The sequence below is a fragment of the Halosimplex halophilum genome, from assembly GCF_004698125.1.
Lineage (GTDB): Archaea > Halobacteriota > Halobacteria > Halobacteriales > Haloarculaceae > Halosimplex > Halosimplex halophilum.
In genome coordinates this window covers 1,121,634-1,135,898 of record NZ_ML214297.1, presented here as the reverse complement: position 1 = coordinate 1,135,898, position 14,265 = coordinate 1,121,634, and the positions used below count along the sequence as shown (strand labels likewise).

The 14,265-nt window shown below is 68.1% G+C and carries 16 protein-coding genes; 12 read left to right on the top strand and 4 right to left on the bottom strand.

Annotated elements, in window-relative coordinates:
* The first annotated feature begins 78 nt into the window (after nt 1-78).
* The 5 genes from E3328_RS05725 (at nt 79) to carB (ending at nt 6,101) form a co-directional block, all read left to right on the top strand.
* Nucleotides 79-900, top strand: coding sequence for a DUF7847 domain-containing protein (locus E3328_RS05725; RefSeq protein ID WP_135363634.1), 822 nt, complete (start codon nt 79-81; stop codon nt 898-900).
* A gap of 38 nt (nt 901-938) precedes the next feature.
* On the top strand, nt 939-1,355 hold the full coding sequence (locus tag E3328_RS05720) for a DUF7124 domain-containing protein (protein ID WP_135363633.1): 417 nt from the start codon (nt 939-941) through the stop codon (nt 1,353-1,355).
* A gap of 179 nt (nt 1,356-1,534) precedes the next feature.
* Nucleotides 1,535-2,068, top strand: a complete 534-nt coding sequence (locus tag E3328_RS05715; RefSeq protein ID WP_135363632.1) for a DUF5815 family protein — start codon at nt 1,535-1,537, stop codon at nt 2,066-2,068.
* A 234-nt stretch (nt 2,069-2,302) separates the two neighbouring features.
* Entirely contained in the window at nt 2,303-2,533 is a 231-nt protein-coding gene (locus E3328_RS05710) for a hypothetical protein (protein WP_135363631.1), read from the top strand.
* A gap of 280 nt (nt 2,534-2,813) precedes the next feature.
* Complete coding sequence (carB, locus tag E3328_RS05705; protein WP_135363630.1) at nt 2,814-6,101, top strand: carbamoyl-phosphate synthase large subunit; 3,288 nt, start codon at nt 2,814-2,816, stop codon at nt 6,099-6,101.
* 909 nt (nt 6,102-7,010) lie between these two features.
* Here the strand turns inward: carB and E3328_RS05700 are convergent.
* Complete coding sequence (locus E3328_RS05700) at nt 7,011-7,217, bottom strand: cold-shock protein (protein ID WP_008418277.1); 207 nt, start codon at nt 7,215-7,217, stop codon at nt 7,011-7,013.
* A 138-nt stretch (nt 7,218-7,355) separates the two neighbouring features.
* Here E3328_RS05700 and E3328_RS21820 point away from each other — a divergent pair, with 138 nt between their 5' ends.
* Entirely contained in the window at nt 7,356-7,502 is a 147-nt protein-coding gene (locus E3328_RS21820) for a hypothetical protein (protein ID WP_167837319.1), read from the top strand.
* A gap of 22 nt (nt 7,503-7,524) precedes the next feature.
* On the opposite strand, the gene E3328_RS05695 is transcribed toward E3328_RS21820, so the two are convergent.
* Complete coding sequence (locus E3328_RS05695) at nt 7,525-7,851, bottom strand: DMT family transporter (protein WP_135363629.1); 327 nt, start codon at nt 7,849-7,851, stop codon at nt 7,525-7,527.
* A gap of 190 nt (nt 7,852-8,041) precedes the next feature.
* Here E3328_RS05695 and E3328_RS05690 point away from each other — a divergent pair, with 190 nt between their 5' ends.
* The 4 genes from E3328_RS05690 to E3328_RS05680 all read left to right on the top strand — a co-directional run bounded on the left by E3328_RS05690 (nt 8,042) and on the right by E3328_RS05680 (nt 10,020).
* On the top strand, nt 8,042-8,446 hold the full coding sequence (locus E3328_RS05690) for a CBS domain-containing protein (RefSeq protein WP_135363628.1): 405 nt from the start codon (nt 8,042-8,044) through the stop codon (nt 8,444-8,446).
* A 216-nt stretch (nt 8,447-8,662) separates the two neighbouring features.
* Nucleotides 8,663-8,977, top strand: a complete 315-nt coding sequence (locus tag E3328_RS05685) for a HalOD1 output domain-containing protein (RefSeq protein WP_135363627.1) — start codon at nt 8,663-8,665, stop codon at nt 8,975-8,977.
* A 70-nt stretch (nt 8,978-9,047) separates the two neighbouring features.
* The gene (locus E3328_RS21815; protein ID WP_167837318.1) at nt 9,048-9,212 is read left to right on the top strand and encodes a hypothetical protein; all 165 of its coding nucleotides are present in this window, start codon (nt 9,048-9,050) and stop codon (nt 9,210-9,212) included.
* 145 nt (nt 9,213-9,357) lie between these two features.
* Nucleotides 9,358-10,020: a hypothetical protein gene (locus tag E3328_RS05680; protein ID WP_167837317.1), complete on the top strand. Its 663-nt coding sequence runs from the start codon at nt 9,358-9,360 to the stop codon at nt 10,018-10,020.
* A 35-nt stretch (nt 10,021-10,055) separates the two neighbouring features.
* On the opposite strand, the gene carA is transcribed toward E3328_RS05680, so the two are convergent.
* Nucleotides 10,056-11,123 carry a glutamine-hydrolyzing carbamoyl-phosphate synthase small subunit gene (carA, locus tag E3328_RS05675; protein WP_135363626.1) on the bottom strand — a complete coding sequence of 356 codons (1,068 nt, stop codon included), beginning with the start codon at nt 11,121-11,123 and terminating at the stop codon, nt 10,056-10,058.
* Nucleotides 11,124-11,226: 103 nt separating this feature from the next.
* Between carA and E3328_RS05670 the strand changes: the two genes are divergently transcribed.
* Together E3328_RS05670 and E3328_RS05665 are read left to right on the top strand one after the other, a co-directional pair.
* Entirely contained in the window at nt 11,227-11,640 is a 414-nt protein-coding gene (locus tag E3328_RS05670; protein ID WP_135363625.1) for an Lrp/AsnC family transcriptional regulator, read from the top strand.
* A gap of 93 nt (nt 11,641-11,733) precedes the next feature.
* Nucleotides 11,734-12,336 (top strand): NUDIX hydrolase, encoded by a 603-nt coding sequence (locus E3328_RS05665; RefSeq protein ID WP_135363624.1) that lies wholly within the window; start codon nt 11,734-11,736, stop codon nt 12,334-12,336.
* A gap of 102 nt (nt 12,337-12,438) precedes the next feature.
* Here the strand turns inward: E3328_RS05665 and E3328_RS05660 are convergent, their stop codons facing one another.
* Nucleotides 12,439-14,232: a histidine kinase N-terminal 7TM domain-containing protein gene (locus tag E3328_RS05660; RefSeq protein ID WP_135363623.1), complete on the bottom strand. Its 1,794-nt coding sequence runs from the start codon at nt 14,230-14,232 to the stop codon at nt 12,439-12,441.
* Nucleotides 14,233-14,265: the final 33 nt, after the last annotated feature.

Genomic DNA, 14,265 nt, shown 5'->3' with positions numbered 1-14,265 from the left:
CACCGCCGACAGGACCGGAGGCGTCCTGTTGTCTGACGGATCGTATCGCTTAAGTAACAGAGGCGAACACTCGGGGACATGTCAGTGTCCGTGGGTGACACGCTGGAAGACGCGGTCAGACGGATCGCGACCGTTCCGGGCGTACTCGTGTTGGTCCTGTTCGCTGTCTTCAGGCTCACGAACCCGGTGGTGTACAACACGTTCCTCGCGCGCGGCGTCGAGTTCGCCCTCGACCGGGCGGGGGGGTACACGCTCGCCGATGTGGAGGACGAACTGATCGAGCGGGGGTACACGGAGCTGCTCCCGGTCGTGGACATGGTCGACACGACGGGGATGGATATCCCCTTCGTCGCGGCGGTCGGCCTGCTCCTGACGCTCCCGTTCATCATGGAGTTTCTGCACGTCGTGGGGGTCCGGGCGCTCGCGGCGCGGGACCCCAACAGCGTCCCGGTCGACGAGATCGTCTCGGGACTTCCGAGCGCGTACGTCAAGTCGGTGGTCGCGAGCTTCCTGGCGCTGTTGCTGGTCGTACTCACGGCCCCGCTCCTCGTGGGGTTCGTGCTGGCGATCCTGTTCCTGTTCGTCCGCCAGCGGGTCGTGCTCGACGGCGACGGCGTCTTCGAGGCGATGTCGAACAGCTACGGGCTGGTGAAGGAGAACGCACTCCAGATGATCGTGCTCGTCGCGGTCTTCTGGCTGACCTGGGTCGTCGTGACGTTCATCAGCGGACTGGTCCCGCTGGGTGACCTGACCGGGCCGTTCAGGCGGACCGTCGAGACGACGGTCGTCGTGTTCGGCGTGTCGCTGTTCACGAGCGCGTACCTGCAGGCGGTCGGCGGCCGCGCGGGCGGCCAGCCCAGCGGCGCGCCCGCGGGCCAGAGCGACACGCTCGGGGCCTGATCGAAGGCGTTTTCCCCGGGCCAGTACCCCTATCGTGTATGGACAGCGGCGGCAGCAGCGACATGACCCTCGCCTTCGACCTGGACGCGCTGAAGGCCCTGGCCTACCCGGACCGGGTGTTCCAGGACGCGCGCCAGTGGAGCGAGTACGTCGGCGTCGTCTCCGAGCAGCCGACCTACGTGGTGACGAACTTCACGCGCAAACACCGCATCCGCCAGGACTTCTTCTCCGGGCCCCGCAGCCGCGCCGAGAGCCTCGAAAACGTGCAGAAACAGTTCGGCACCGAGCGACACGTCTTCGTCGGGACCGACGACGAGGACGCCGAACTCGCCGAGGAGGTCGGCTGGGAGTACCTCGCCGTCTCCGACGCGGCCGAGGCCGCCGAGTGGGAACTCGGCGAGCCGGAGACGCCCGACGAGGACGCCGGCGACGACGAGCGCGACGACTGGCCCTGATACGGATTATCGCAAGCGTTTACCGGGTCGACCGCACGACTGCGTGCGGTCGATCCCGGAATGACCTGCGATAATCCGTACGACTTCTGAACGGCGGCGCGCCCCGCGTTCCGCGACGGGACGGTCGAACGCCGGGCGGTACCGCGGCGTTTAAACGGCTGACGGCGGTACACCGGGTAATGGCAGAGCCGCGCGTCCCCGGGAGCGAGGGGGCGGACATCGAGTTGCCCTGCGGGGAGACCGTCGCCCTCCACGACCTGGACATGGGCCTGCGGGAGTACGACTGCGCCTGCGGCGAGGCCCACGCGGTCGTGATGGACGTGCACCCGCTGGGCCGGTTCGTCCCGGAGTTCCTCGTCGAGGTGCTCACCGAGACCGTCGAGACGGCCGACGAGTTCCCCGAGTTCACGACCGCCCACGTCATGGGCATCGTGATGGAGGAGTTCCCCGAGGCCGTGGTCAGCGAGGACCTCTCCGACCAGGGGGAGGTGGGCTACTCGCTGCTGTGGCTGACCGACTTCGACGCCCGCCGGCTCCACGAGATCGTCGTCGAGCTCGTCGTCGAGCTGATGGACCACGCGGTGAGCCACGCCGACGACGAGGCGGCGGCCGCGCAGTTCGAGGAGTGGCTCCACGAGTTCGACGTGAGCGCGTTCGTCGACCAGTACCGCGAGGAGCGCGAGTTCGAGACGGAGCACGACTCGGCGGTCTGAGCGCGCCGGGCGTCCGTCGGGCCCGCGGGTCGCGGGGCTGTCGACTACTGCGGAACGGCTGTCCGCGGATATCGAACATCCGTCCGGAACGTTCGGGTCAGTTGCACGTAGTTGCGTGGTGCGTATGACAGCGGCCGACACACCCGGGCCGGTGCCGTCCTGCGATTCCCAGAGATCGGCCGTCTGACGGCTGTCTGACGGCGTTTAATGGTGGGGGAGGCTGTACGGGTGTGTATGCGCGTACGGCAGCGCGACTTCGAGCGCATCCGGTCCGTGCTGGAGGAGGCCGACGCGGAGGAGCCGCTGACGGCCAGGGAGATCCTGAACCTCCTCGACGACCACGGGGTGGAGTTCGACAGCGCTCACCGCGTGGCGACCGTCCTCGGGCGCCACGCCCAGTCCGGCGAGGTCGAGGTCATCCGCGACCAGCCGTATCGCTACGAGTTCACCGACCGCAACAACTGAGGCCGTGCCTTCCGGAGCGGAGGTCGCCACCAGCCGCTGCCGACCGCCGCTGGCCGCCCCCCGTATCGTCGCCCCTTTACGTGCCGTCACAGTATGTCCGGTAGACACCCGACGGCCGGGGCGAGGCCGCGCTCGTCCCGATCCCCCGCCCACACCGCGCCGTGCGTCCGATCCGTACCGCTGCGCGACCCGGAGCGCGCCGGTACGATTTTCGAAACTCGATTTCGATTTCCGCATTCTTTCGCCGGGTTTATTACGATGAGCGGACTCCGCCCGAGTAATGACACAGGACGAGGACCGTACCATTCTGCTGATCGGGAGCGGGCCGATCAAGATCGGACAGGCGGCCGAGTTCGACTACTCGGGGGCGCAGGCGTGTCGCGCGCTCCAGGAGGAGGGGGCGCGCGTCGTGCTCGTCAACTCGAACCCGGCGACGATCATGACCGACCCGGAGATGGCCGACGCCGTCTACATCGAGCCCATCAACACCGAGGCCATCTCGGAGATCATCCGGAAGGAGAACCCCGACGGGGTCATCGCCGGCCTGGGCGGCCAGACGGGGCTGAACGTCACCGCGGAACTCGCCGAGGAGGGCGTCCTCGACGAGCACGACGTCGAGGTGATGGGCACGCCGCTGGACACCATCTACGCGACGGAGGACCGCGACCAGTTCCGCCAGCGCATGGAGTCCATCGGCGAGCCGGTCCCCGAGTCGATCACCATCGAGTCCATGGACGAGGTCGAGGAGGCCGTCGAGGCCGTCGGCGGCCTCCCGGTCATCATGCGCACGACCTACACGCTGGGCGGCGCCGGGTCGGGCGTCATCGACGACATGGACGAACTCAAAGACGCCGTCCGGAAGGGGCTGCGCCTCTCGCGGGACGACCGCGTGATGATCACGGAGTCCATCGACGGCTGGATCGAGCTGGAGTACGAGGTGATGCGCGACGCCGACGACTCGTGTATCATCATCTGCAACATGGAGAACCTCGACCCGATGGGCATCCACACCGGGGAGTCGACGGTCGTGACTCCCTCCCAGGTCATCCCCGACGAGGGCCACCAGGTCATGCGCGACACCGCGCTCGACGTGATCCGCGAACTCGGTATCCAGGGCGGCTGTAACATCCAGTTCGCCTGGCGCGACGACGGCACCCCCGGCGGCGAGTATCGCGTCGTCGAGGTCAACCCGCGCGTCTCCCGCTCCTCCGCCCTCGCGTCGAAGGCGACCGGTTACCCCATCGCCCGCGTCACCGCGAAGGTCGCGCTGGGCAAGCGCCTCCACGAGATCGAAAACGAGATCACGGGTCAGACCACCGCGGCCTTCGAGCCGGCCATCGACTACGTGGTCACGAAGGTCCCCCGGTGGCCCAAGGACAAGTTCACCGACGTGGAGTTCGAGCTCGGGCCGGCGATGAAATCGACCGGCGAGGCGATGTCCATCGGCCGCACGTTCGAGGAGTCGCTGCTGAAGGCGCTCCGGTCGAGCGAGTACGACCCGGCCGTCGACTTCTCGACGGTGTTCAACGACGAACTGGAGGAGTACTACCTCGAACGCCCCTCGCCGGACCGTCCCTACGCCATCTTCGAGGCGTTCAGTCGCGGCTACGACGTCGAGACGATCCGCGAGATCACGGAGATCCGCGAGTGGTACCTCGAACGGTTCAAGCGCATCGCCGACGCCGCCGAGGCCGCGGCCGACGGCGACTACCAGGCCGCCGCCGACGTGGGCTTCACCGACCAGGAGATCGTCGCGCTGGCCGGCGGCGAGTTCAACGACACCCACGCCTCCTGGCTGCCGACCGTCGAGGGCCCCGACGCGCCCGACGACGACACCGCGATGGCCGACGGTGGGGCGGAGGCCGAATCCGCCGAGGCCGCGACCTCGCCCGGTCCGGACGTGACCGTCGACGAGGTCGAGAGCCAGACCTCCGACAGGGACTTCAAGCTCGTCGACACCTGCGCCGGCGAGTTCGCGGCGACGACGCCGTACTACTACTCCTCCCGTGACCCCATCTCGGGGCTGGGCCGCAACGAGGTGCAGGTCGACCGCGACGCCGAGAGCGTCGTGGTCGTCGGCGGCGGCCCGATCCGCATCGGGCAGGGCGTCGAGTTCGACTACTGTTCGGTCCACGCGGTCCGCGCGCTGGAGGAGCTGGGCATCGACGCCACCGTCGTCAACAACAACCCCGAGACGGTCTCGACCGACTACGACACCTCCGACGGGCTGTTCTTCGAGCCCATCACGGCCGAGGAGGTCGCCGACGTGGTCGAGGAGACCGGCGCCGACGGCGTGATGGTCCAGTTCGGCGGCCAGACCTCCGTCGACATCGGCCACCCGCTGGAAGCGGAACTCCAGCGCCGTGACCTCGACTGCGAGATCATGGGCACCTCGGTCGACGCCATGGACCTCGCGGAGGACCGCGACCGCTTCAACCGCCTGATGGACGACCTGGGCATCGCCCAGCCCCAGGGCGGCTCCGCCACCAGCGAGCAGGAGGCGCTGGACCTGGCCCACGAGATCGGCTACCCCGTCCTCGTGCGCCCCTCCTACGTGCTGGGCGGCCGCGCGATGGACATCGTCTACAGCGACGAGGACCTCAAGGAGTACATCGAGGAGGCCGTCCGCGTCAGCCCGGACAAGCCCATCCTCGTCGACGAGTTCCTCGAGGACGCCGTCGAACTGGACGTCGACGCCGTCTCCGACGGCGAGAACGTCCTCATCGGCGGCATCATGGAGCACGTCGAGAGCGCGGGCGTCCACTCGGGCGACTCCGCCTGCATGATCCCGCCGCGCTCGCTCGGCCGCGACGTGAACCGCAAGGTCCGCCAGGTCACCGAGGACATCGCCCGCGCGCTCGACACCGTCGGCCTGCTGAACGTCCAGCTCGCGGTCAAGGACGGCGAGGTGTACGTCCTCGAAGCGAACCCCCGCTCCTCGCGCACCGTCCCGTTCGTCTCGAAGGCGACGGGCGTCCCCATCGCGAAGCTCGCCGCGAAGGTCATGGCCGGCGAGTCCCTCGACGAGCTGGACGTGAACGAACAGGTGCCCGAGCAGACCTCCATCAAGGAGGTCGTCCTGCCGTTCGACCGCCTGCCGGGTTCGGACCCGCGCCTCGGCCCGGAGATGAAGTCCACGGGCGAGGTCATGGGGACCGCCGACTCCTTCGGCAAGGCCTACCAGAAGGCCCAGATGTCCGTCGGCAAGCCCATCCCGCTGGAGGGGACCGCCGTGGTCGACCTCTCGGAGAGCGAGTTCCCCGGCCGCGAGACCGAGGCCGGCGAGGAACTGGTCGACCAGTACGCCGAGCACTTCGACCTGGTGACCTTCGACGACACCGAAGAGTTCGTCGACGCCGTCGAGAGCGGCGACCTCGACCTCATCGTCTCGCGCCAGCGCGCACCCCTCGAAGCGGCCGTCGAGGAGGAGATAACCTACTTCTCGACGCTCGCCTCCGCCCGCGCGGCGCTGGAGGCTATCGAGGCCGCCGACGAGCCGCTGGACGTCCAGCCCGTCGGCGACCGCGTCAAGCGCGACGAGTACTGGGGCCAGCCCAAGCAGGACTGAGCCGCGACTCGACCTCAGACCGCTCTACTCTCCGCTTTCTCTCTCCGTTCCGACCGTCCCCTAGCGGCGGTGATGGCGATCGTGCTCAGTACAGACGGCACAAGTATCGGTCAGTACAGCGGACTCACTCACTCGCATCGCTCGCGGTGCCTTCGTCGTGTCGCAGAGAGACACTGTCGCGCATCGCGGACAGTAAAGCACCGCCCCCGGAACTGGCAAACGATTCGATCCAGCTGCCGGATCCCGATCCGATCCCGAAAATGGAGCCGCTACGTCGATTGATTGCGATATCTTCGAATCTTGGTAACACTGGTGAGTAGAAACCCGGCGAGCAAGAAACCGAATGCTACGACACTAGCGGGAAAGGTGATCTTGGGAGGCAGACTGCTGACACTCATCACTCCGATACCGATTACGAGGCCCAGTAACGTTACGCCGAGTCCAAGACGCACTCGCCGGATCTCGGAATCTCGTAGCATACCCCCACATAAAACTGCCAAAATCATCCAGGCGAAGACTGGACTGTAGTCCGTCATCGCTCGTTACGCACGATCATAACATAGTATTACTAAAATAGTTTGTACTAGTATTATGTCGACTCGCCTACTCGCCATATAGAATACGCTTCCACGAGGGGTCAGAGTGTGAGTCCGAGCAAGGCGCGAAAACCGTTGTCACCGTCCTCAATCCGAGAATTCGAGAGGTGCCCGTACGGTTTTGTGGCGGTTTGCAACTGTCTGTTGTCCGGTATGCGCGTGGAGTGAGCAATACGTTTCGCCAGTATTGACCGGAGCCATCGGTCCGGAACGGTTCAATACAGCGTGTACAGATAGCGCCGGCTCGGACGCGTAACCGTCTGAAAAATCGAGGTCGGTGTCTGCCGCTGTGAGCGACAGCCGTGTCCCGGTGTTACTGCCGGACGACGTTCGCCGCGCGAGGCCCCTTCGGCGAGGACTCGATGTCGAACTCGACCTCGGTACCTTCCGTGAGGTCTTCGCCGCCGACGTCCTCCATGTGGAAGAAGACGTCTTCGTCGTCGTCGAGATCGCCGTCGTCAGTCGAAATGAAACCGTAGCCGCCAGTGTCGTTGAAGAAGTCAACCTTACCGTTTGCCATTACGAACAAACAGAGGTTTGGCTGGGGGATAACCCTTCCGAGGGTCGAGGTACCACGACTCCTCATATTGGCTCGCAAACCGGATGTCATCGAACCCCCGACCGGACACCTTTCCGTTCGGACCACCAACTGGTTCGCATGGCCTTCCGGACCACGCTCGGCTGGTCGCTGATCTCCTCGGGTATCGTCACGCTCCTGCTCGGTGTCCTCCCGGGCGGCGACCTGATGTGGGGACTGCTCCTCCTCGTGCTCGGGGTCGCGACGCTGCTGTACCGGCAGACCTGACACACGGGCCCGACAGCCCGCCTCAGGAGGCGCCGCTCGCGGTGAGGTTCAGCCCGGCGATGCCGACGACGATGAGGCCGACGAACGCGACGCGAGCGGCGCTCAGCGGTTCGTCGAAGAGGACGATCCCCAGCGCGGCAGTGCCAACCGCACCGATCCCGGTCCAGACGGCGTAGGCGGTACCGACGGGCAACTGTTCGACCGCCTTCGCGAGCAGGACGACGCTGATCAGCATCGCGACGCCCGTCGCTGCGGTCGGGACGGGTCGGCTGAGCCCCTCTGAGTACTCCAGCCCGACCGCCCACGCGATCTCGAACAGCCCGGCGACGAAGAGGAGATACCACGACATGGGCGTTCCTTCCGGGAGGACGCGCCTGTGGTTTGCGGTTCGGGTCGTCCGGCGGTCGGAGCGGCCCGGCGGACTCGTTCGAGCGCCACCGGAGTCGAGGGGCACCGCGGGGTCGTGGCGGGGGCGCTATCGCCCGACCGCTCTGCCGGGACCGACGGTGTTTATACGCTGGGTATGTGTAGCAGTGTCTATGGAAGACATCTTCGTCGCGCGGCTGATGAGTTCGGACCTGCAGACGGTCGGCCCCGACACGCTCGTCGAGGACGCCGCCGCACAGATGCAGGACAACGGGGTCGGGTCGCTGGTCGTCGTCGACGAGGACAACCGGCTTCTGGGCATCCTCACGACGACGGACTTCGTCGACATCGTCGCCAAGTCCAAGCCGAAGGCCCAGACGACCGTCGAGCGGTACATGACGACCGACGTGGTCACGACGACCGCCCAGACCTCCATCGTCGAGGCGGCCGACCTGATGATCGACCACAGTATCCACCACCTCCCCGTCGTCGACGACGAGGAGGGCGTCATCGGCATCGTCTCGACGACCGACCTGACGGGCTACATCTCCAGCGTGCAGACGCCGTCGCCGGCCTGACCCGGAGCCGTCTCTTCTCCCGCGCTGTGGGCGACCGGACAGCGCGCCGTCGGGCCGCGAGCGGCGCCTGCGCGAACCGCTCCGGGTCCGGTGCCAGGGTGGCCCCGAACCCGCAACCCGACCGCATCACCGAGTCACCAACCCGGGGTTATCGGTGCGTAGCTGACCGAAAGCTGGCAATTACACTTGTCCCCGGCGCTCCGCACCTCATACTGTATGGCACGCGAGCCGTTCGACGACGCCGACGAGACGGGAGGGGACCAGCCGGGAATCGTGCGAGCGCGGATCGAACCGCGGTCAGAGACGGCCGAACACGAGTTCCTCGAACTGATCGCGGGGCTCGAAGGGGTCGACGCGACGGAGTTGCCGTCGCTGTATCGCGAGGTCGACCACGCCGTCGAGAACCTCTTCAAGCGGCCGCCCTCGTCGGGGGCGCAGATGGAGATCGCCTTCTCCTACGCGGGATACAGGGTCACGATCGACCAGCGGGGCCACGTCAGGCTGATCCGGGTCGGGGACACTGTCCAGTAGTCCCGCGAGCGGGCGAACTCGGCGCGGCGACCGGTCAACGTATTTCCCGGTCGCCCGCCAACGGGTGCACATGGCGTTCCCCAGCTACTCCGAGTACTGGAACGAGATCGAGCCGAGCCTCCTGATCCTGGTCGGGTTCGTCCTGTTCGTCTTCCCCGAGCCCGCCACCTCGGCCCTGGGCGCCGGACTCCTGTTGCTCGGCGCGTCGTGGTGGTTCTACGAGTGGGAGCGCTAGCTCGCCCGACCCCGCGGCCCTCATTGGAACCGTATTAGGACCTCCCCCCACCCAAAGGAATCGTAGGCGTATTCTGATATGAACCGGGTGACAACGCCCGGGTGATGACCGACGAGACGCTCGCGACGCCGCCCGGAGGGAGTCGATGAGCGACGGCACCGCCCTCGACAGGGCGATGACGCTCGCGGAGATGGCGCCCCACCCGTCAGTGACGGTCGGCGTGCTCGCGGGGCGCGAGGAGTCGTTCCCCGACGGACGGCTGCACGACCCGCCCGTGACCCATCTCGACGGGACGGAGGCGCCGGCTTACGTTCTGACGAACGGGAAACGCGGTATCGGCCTCGGCACCAAGCGCAACACGACGAAACCGGCCGGCGACCGCGGCACCGTCGTCGTGGTCACCGACCGCCGGACGCTCTGTCTGGTCGGCGGCGACGACGAGGACACCGCCGTCGAGGTCCCACACGACTCGGTGGTCGCGGCCGCCTACCGCACGGGGCTGTTCGCCACGCGGTTCGTCCTGCGGACGCCGCGCAAGCAGTACCACTGCTGGGCGAAGCGGTCGACGGACGAGTCGCTGCTCGCGGCGGCCGCGGAGTACGTCGAGGACCGCACCGCCGAGTCGCCCGAGGAGATCGAGGCCGACGACGGCGCCAACCAGCTGACCTACCGCGGCCGGCCGGTCAGCCGCGAGAACCACCCCGGCGTCCCCGACGAACCGCCGTCGGACGACGAACGACGGGACGACGAGGACGCCGGCTCACAGACACGGTATCGCGGAAAACAGGTCGACCGCTCCGGCGAGTGAGCCGCTGACGGACGACGGTCGGCGGACGAGCCGCCTCAGTTCGTCGTCGCGGCGGGCTCGTCCTCGGCCATGGCGAGGACCTCGTCGAAGAAGCCCTTCGAGTCGTTGGGGCCGGGGTTGGCCTCGGGGTGGTACTGCCGGGTGAGGATGTCGAGTTCGTCGTTCTCCAGGCCCTCGGGGGTGTCGTCGTTGACGTTGATCTGGGTGACCTCGAGGTTGTCGCCGGGGTCGGCGACCGTGTAGCCGTGGTTCTGGGTGGTCATCACCACGCGGTCGGTCCGCAGGTCGCGGACCGGCTGGTTGACGCCGCGGTGGCCGAACTCCATCTTCTCGGTCTCGCCGCCCAGCGCGTTGGCGACGACCTGCTGGCCGAGACAGATGCCCGCGATGGGCTTCTCGCCGACGAAGTCGTCGACCAGTTCGTTGGCCTGGTCGAAGTTCTCCGGGTCGCCGGGGCCGTTGGAGATGAAGAGCACGTCGGGGTCGAGGTCGGCGACCTCCTCCTCGGTGGTGTCGTGGGGCATCAGGTGGACCGTCGCGTCGCGCTCGACGAGCGAGGAGATGATCGAGCCCTTGGCGCCGCAGTCGATGAGCGCCACGTCGGCGCCCGACCCGTCCTCGTTGTAGACGACCGTCTCGGGCGTGGTGACCTGGTCGCCGATGTCCGTGTGGTCGCTCATGTGCTTGCACCGGTCGAGCTCGTCCAGCGCGTCCTGCTCGGTCACGTCCTCGCCGGCGGCGATGCCGCACTTCATCGCGCCGGAGTCGCGGATCTCGGTGACGATGTCGCGGGTGTCGAGCTTGTCGACGGCGGGGACGCCCTCCTCCTTCAGCCACTCGACCACGTCGTCGGTCAGGTCGCGGGCGACGACGCCGCGGGGGTGGACGCGGTCGGACTCGAAGCGCTCCTCCCGGACGCCGTAGTTGCCGATCAGCGGATAGGAGAACGTGAGGATCTGCTCCTCGTAGGAGGGGTCGGTGAGGCTCTCCTCGTATCCCGTGTACGCTGTCGTGAAGACCAGTTCCCCGCGAGTCGTGCCCGGCGAGCGCGCGCGCGCCTCGACGACGCGTCCGCCCTCCAGTGCCACGTAGGCGTCCGTCATTACGAGATGCGTATACCACCTCCGGTGATAAGCCTTGCTTTCGAAGCCAGGTTACGAAATTCGTAACGGTCAAGTGGGGTGGCTCGGAACTGTGGCGTATTCGATGGACGACCTCGACCGGGAGATCCTGAACATCCTCCGCAGGGACGCGCGGACGCCGTACACGGAGATCGCCGACGACGTGGGGACCTCCGAGGGGACCGTCCGCAACCGCGTGGAGTCGCTGGTCGAGGAGGGCGTCATCGAGCGCTTCACCGTGGCGACGCGGACGGGGAACGTCAAGGCGATGATCGAGGTCGGCGTCGACGTGAGCGTCGACACCCACGACATCAGCGACCGCGTCGCCGAGTGGACGGAGGTCGACTTCGTCTGGCAGGTCTCCGGCGAGGAGGACATCGTCTTCGTCGTCGACGCCCAGGACACCGAGCGGGTCAACGAGATCATCACCCAGACGCGCGAACTCGACGAGGTCGTGAGCACGAAGACGAGACTGATCCTCGACGAACGGGTCGGGTGAGCGCAGCGCCCCGCGGCCCGGTTCGCACTGCGTAGCGGATCGACTGCACTGCAAGTCGAAGACTGTTTGAACCCGCTCTCCGACGTGACTCCCATGAGTACGGACGACGAGGGGGTCCCCGGAGACGACGGCGCGCCGTCGGCCGAGGGGGCCGACGACTACCACGAGAACGCCGAGCAGTCGGTGATCGCCGTCGACGAGAACGACGAGGAGCAGGGGCTGGTCAACCGCCTCGACGCCCACACCGGCGACGGCCGGCGCCACCGCGCGTTCACCTCGCTGCTGTTCGACGAGGACGACCGCATCCTGCTCGCCCAGCGCAGCCCGAAGAAACGGCTGTGGGACACCTACTGGGACGGCACCGTCGCCTCCCACCCCAGGAAGGGCCAGACGCAGGTCGAGGCGACCCGCCAGCGACTCGAGGAGGAACTGGGCGTCACGCCCGACCAGTACGACAACCTCCGGGTGACCGACCGCTTCGAGTACAAGCGCTACTACATGGACGAGGGGGTCGAACACGAGGTCTGTGCGGTGCTGAAGGCCACGCTGCTCGACACGACCCTCGACCCCGACCCCGAGGAGGTCGGCGGCCTGATGTGGGTCCCCTACGAGCGCCTGTACGAACACCCGCGGTGGTACCGGCAACTGCGTCTCTGCCCCTGGTTCGAGATCGCGATGCGACGCGACTTCGAGTGACCGACGGCGACCGACCCTCCGACCCGTTACCTCTCCCGGCCGAAGCGACGCACAGCGGCCGCACCGAGAGCGCGACACCGGCCGCACGGGTCCGGTCGGCGCTCAGTCGTCCGCTCCGGCCCCCGTCCGTTCGGAGTCCCGTGAGCCGCCGGACCTGCCTGATGCGGCGTCGTCCTCGCTTTCGGAGGGGATCGAACCGCTACCGACGGACTCGCCGGCGGTGTCGGCCAGCGGGAGGGTGAGCGCGACGGTGCAGCCCTCCCCGTCGCCGACGAACTCGACGGAGCCGCCGCACTCGGTGACGACCCACTTGACGAGCCAGAGGCCGACGCCGCTGCCGTGTTCGAGCGCCGTCTCGCGACCCGCCTCGATGACGGCGCGTTCGTGGTCCTCGATCCCGGGTCCGTCGTCCGCGACGCGGATCTCGACGAACTCGTCGCCGCGGCGGGCCGTCCGCACTTCGACGTTCGGCTCGTCGCCGGCGTGTTCGGCGGCGTTCGCCAGCAGTTCCTCGACGGCCCGCTCCAGGCTGGCCCCGCCGACGACGGCCAGCCCGTCGGGCAGGTCGACCTCGACGGTCACGCCGTCGTGTGCGGACTCGACGCGGTCGGCGAGCCCCTCGACGCGCTCGGCGGCGGCGAACGCGCTGTCGCACTCGCCGTCGACCGTCCGGGCGACGTGGCCGATCTTCTCGCTGCGGGCGACGACGCCGTCGACCGTCTCCTCGATGCGGTCGAGCCGGCGCCGGGCGTCGTCGGTCAGCTCCGCCTCCCGGCGGAGCAGTTCGGCGTTGCCGCGGACGACGTTCAGCTCGTTGCGGAGGTTGTGCCGGAGGACCCGGTTGAGCACGTCGAGCCGTTGCTCGTGCTGGCGCCGGTCGGTCACGTCCCTGAGGCTGAGGACGCAGCCCGCGACGCCCCCGTAGCTCCGGTACAGCGGCGAGACCCGGACGTCGTAGTAGCGACGGCCGTCCGGGCCGTCGAGTTCGAGGTCCGACTGGCCGGTGGAGACGTCGTCGGCCGAGCCGGTGAGCATCGGCGCGGCGGTCTCGATCGGCGTCCCGACGACGCCCTCGGGGTCGACGTCGAACAGCCGCGCGGCGGCGGGGTTGACGTCGACGACGCGGTCGTCGTCGTCGAGGATGACGATGCGGTCGTCCATCTCGTCGATGACGGCCTCGCGGCCGAGCTGTCGCGTGGCGGGCGTGATAGACAGGAGGCGGCCGCGGAACAGGGCGGCGGTCATGACGAGTCCGCCGAAGACGGCCCCGATCCCTGAGAGGGGGTAGCGGTCCGGGACGACGCCGAACAGCGAGACCGCACACAGGGCCGCGACGGCGGCTATCGCGGCCAGCAGCGCCGTCCCCTGGCCCCGGAAGAAGTCCGTCGTCCGGAAGTTCAGCCGGACGACCCCCAGACTGCCGACGGCGACAAGCAGGTACGAGTAGCCGACGTGTGCCCACATCGCGAGGCCGAACTCCTGGGCGAGGTACGCGGTCCCGGCCGCCGTCTCGACCCACCGGTCGGTCCAGACGAGGGCGTGGGCGTCGTTCGTCCAGACGAGCGCGGCGAAGACGAGGGGTTCGACGGCCAGCAGCGCCAGCCGGCGACCCCCGAGCGCGCGGTCGCTCTCGGTGTACGCAAGGGCGGTCACCAGCCAGGCGGCCGGGAGGACCACGGAGACGGTCGCCGCGACGCTCGACCACCGGAGCTTCCCGGCCAGCCCCGGCGTCGCGAGCCCGATCCCCTGGGCGAGCGCGAACAGGCCGGCCGCGGCGACGAACACCGACAGCGGCCGGGCGGCGGGCGTGTCGCGGAACGTCCACACGAACGCGGCGACGCCGCTCGCGACGATGGCGGCGAGCAACACGACGGGCGTGAACGCCGGCGTCGGCATCGGTAGCCGGTGGGTTTCTCCCTCCCCGAAATA

What these genes read in the sequence shown, in the direction of transcription:
- E3328_RS05725 (WP_135363634.1), top strand. Translation starts at nt 79, where the DNA reads ATGTCAGTGTCCGTGGGTGACACGCTGGAAGACGCGGTCAGACGGATC.
- E3328_RS05720 (WP_135363633.1), top strand. Translation starts at nt 939, where the DNA reads ATGGACAGCGGCGGCAGCAGCGACATGACCCTCGCCTTCGACCTGGAC.
- E3328_RS05715 (WP_135363632.1), top strand. Translation starts at nt 1,535, where the DNA reads ATGGCAGAGCCGCGCGTCCCCGGGAGCGAGGGGGCGGACATCGAGTTG.
- E3328_RS05710 (WP_135363631.1), top strand. Translation starts at nt 2,303, where the DNA reads ATGCGCGTACGGCAGCGCGACTTCGAGCGCATCCGGTCCGTGCTGGAG.
- carB (WP_135363630.1), top strand. Translation starts at nt 2,814, where the DNA reads ATGACACAGGACGAGGACCGTACCATTCTGCTGATCGGGAGCGGGCCG.
- E3328_RS05700 (WP_008418277.1), bottom strand. Translation starts at nt 7,217, where the DNA reads ATGGCAAACGGTAAGGTTGACTTCTTCAACGACACTGGCGGCTACGGT.
- E3328_RS21820 (WP_167837319.1), top strand. Translation starts at nt 7,356, where the DNA reads ATGGCCTTCCGGACCACGCTCGGCTGGTCGCTGATCTCCTCGGGTATC.
- E3328_RS05695 (WP_135363629.1), bottom strand. Translation starts at nt 7,851, where the DNA reads ATGTCGTGGTATCTCCTCTTCGTCGCCGGGCTGTTCGAGATCGCGTGG.
- E3328_RS05690 (WP_135363628.1), top strand. Translation starts at nt 8,042, where the DNA reads ATGGAAGACATCTTCGTCGCGCGGCTGATGAGTTCGGACCTGCAGACG.
- E3328_RS05685 (WP_135363627.1), top strand. Translation starts at nt 8,663, where the DNA reads ATGGCACGCGAGCCGTTCGACGACGCCGACGAGACGGGAGGGGACCAG.
- E3328_RS21815 (WP_167837318.1), top strand. Translation starts at nt 9,048, where the DNA reads ATGGCGTTCCCCAGCTACTCCGAGTACTGGAACGAGATCGAGCCGAGC.
- E3328_RS05680 (WP_167837317.1), top strand. Translation starts at nt 9,358, where the DNA reads ATGAGCGACGGCACCGCCCTCGACAGGGCGATGACGCTCGCGGAGATG.
- carA (WP_135363626.1), bottom strand. Translation starts at nt 11,123, where the DNA reads ATGACGGACGCCTACGTGGCACTGGAGGGCGGACGCGTCGTCGAGGCG.
- E3328_RS05670 (WP_135363625.1), top strand. Translation starts at nt 11,227, where the DNA reads ATGGACGACCTCGACCGGGAGATCCTGAACATCCTCCGCAGGGACGCG.
- E3328_RS05665 (WP_135363624.1), top strand. Translation starts at nt 11,734, where the DNA reads ATGAGTACGGACGACGAGGGGGTCCCCGGAGACGACGGCGCGCCGTCG.
- E3328_RS05660 (WP_135363623.1), bottom strand. Translation starts at nt 14,232, where the DNA reads ATGCCGACGCCGGCGTTCACGCCCGTCGTGTTGCTCGCCGCCATCGTC.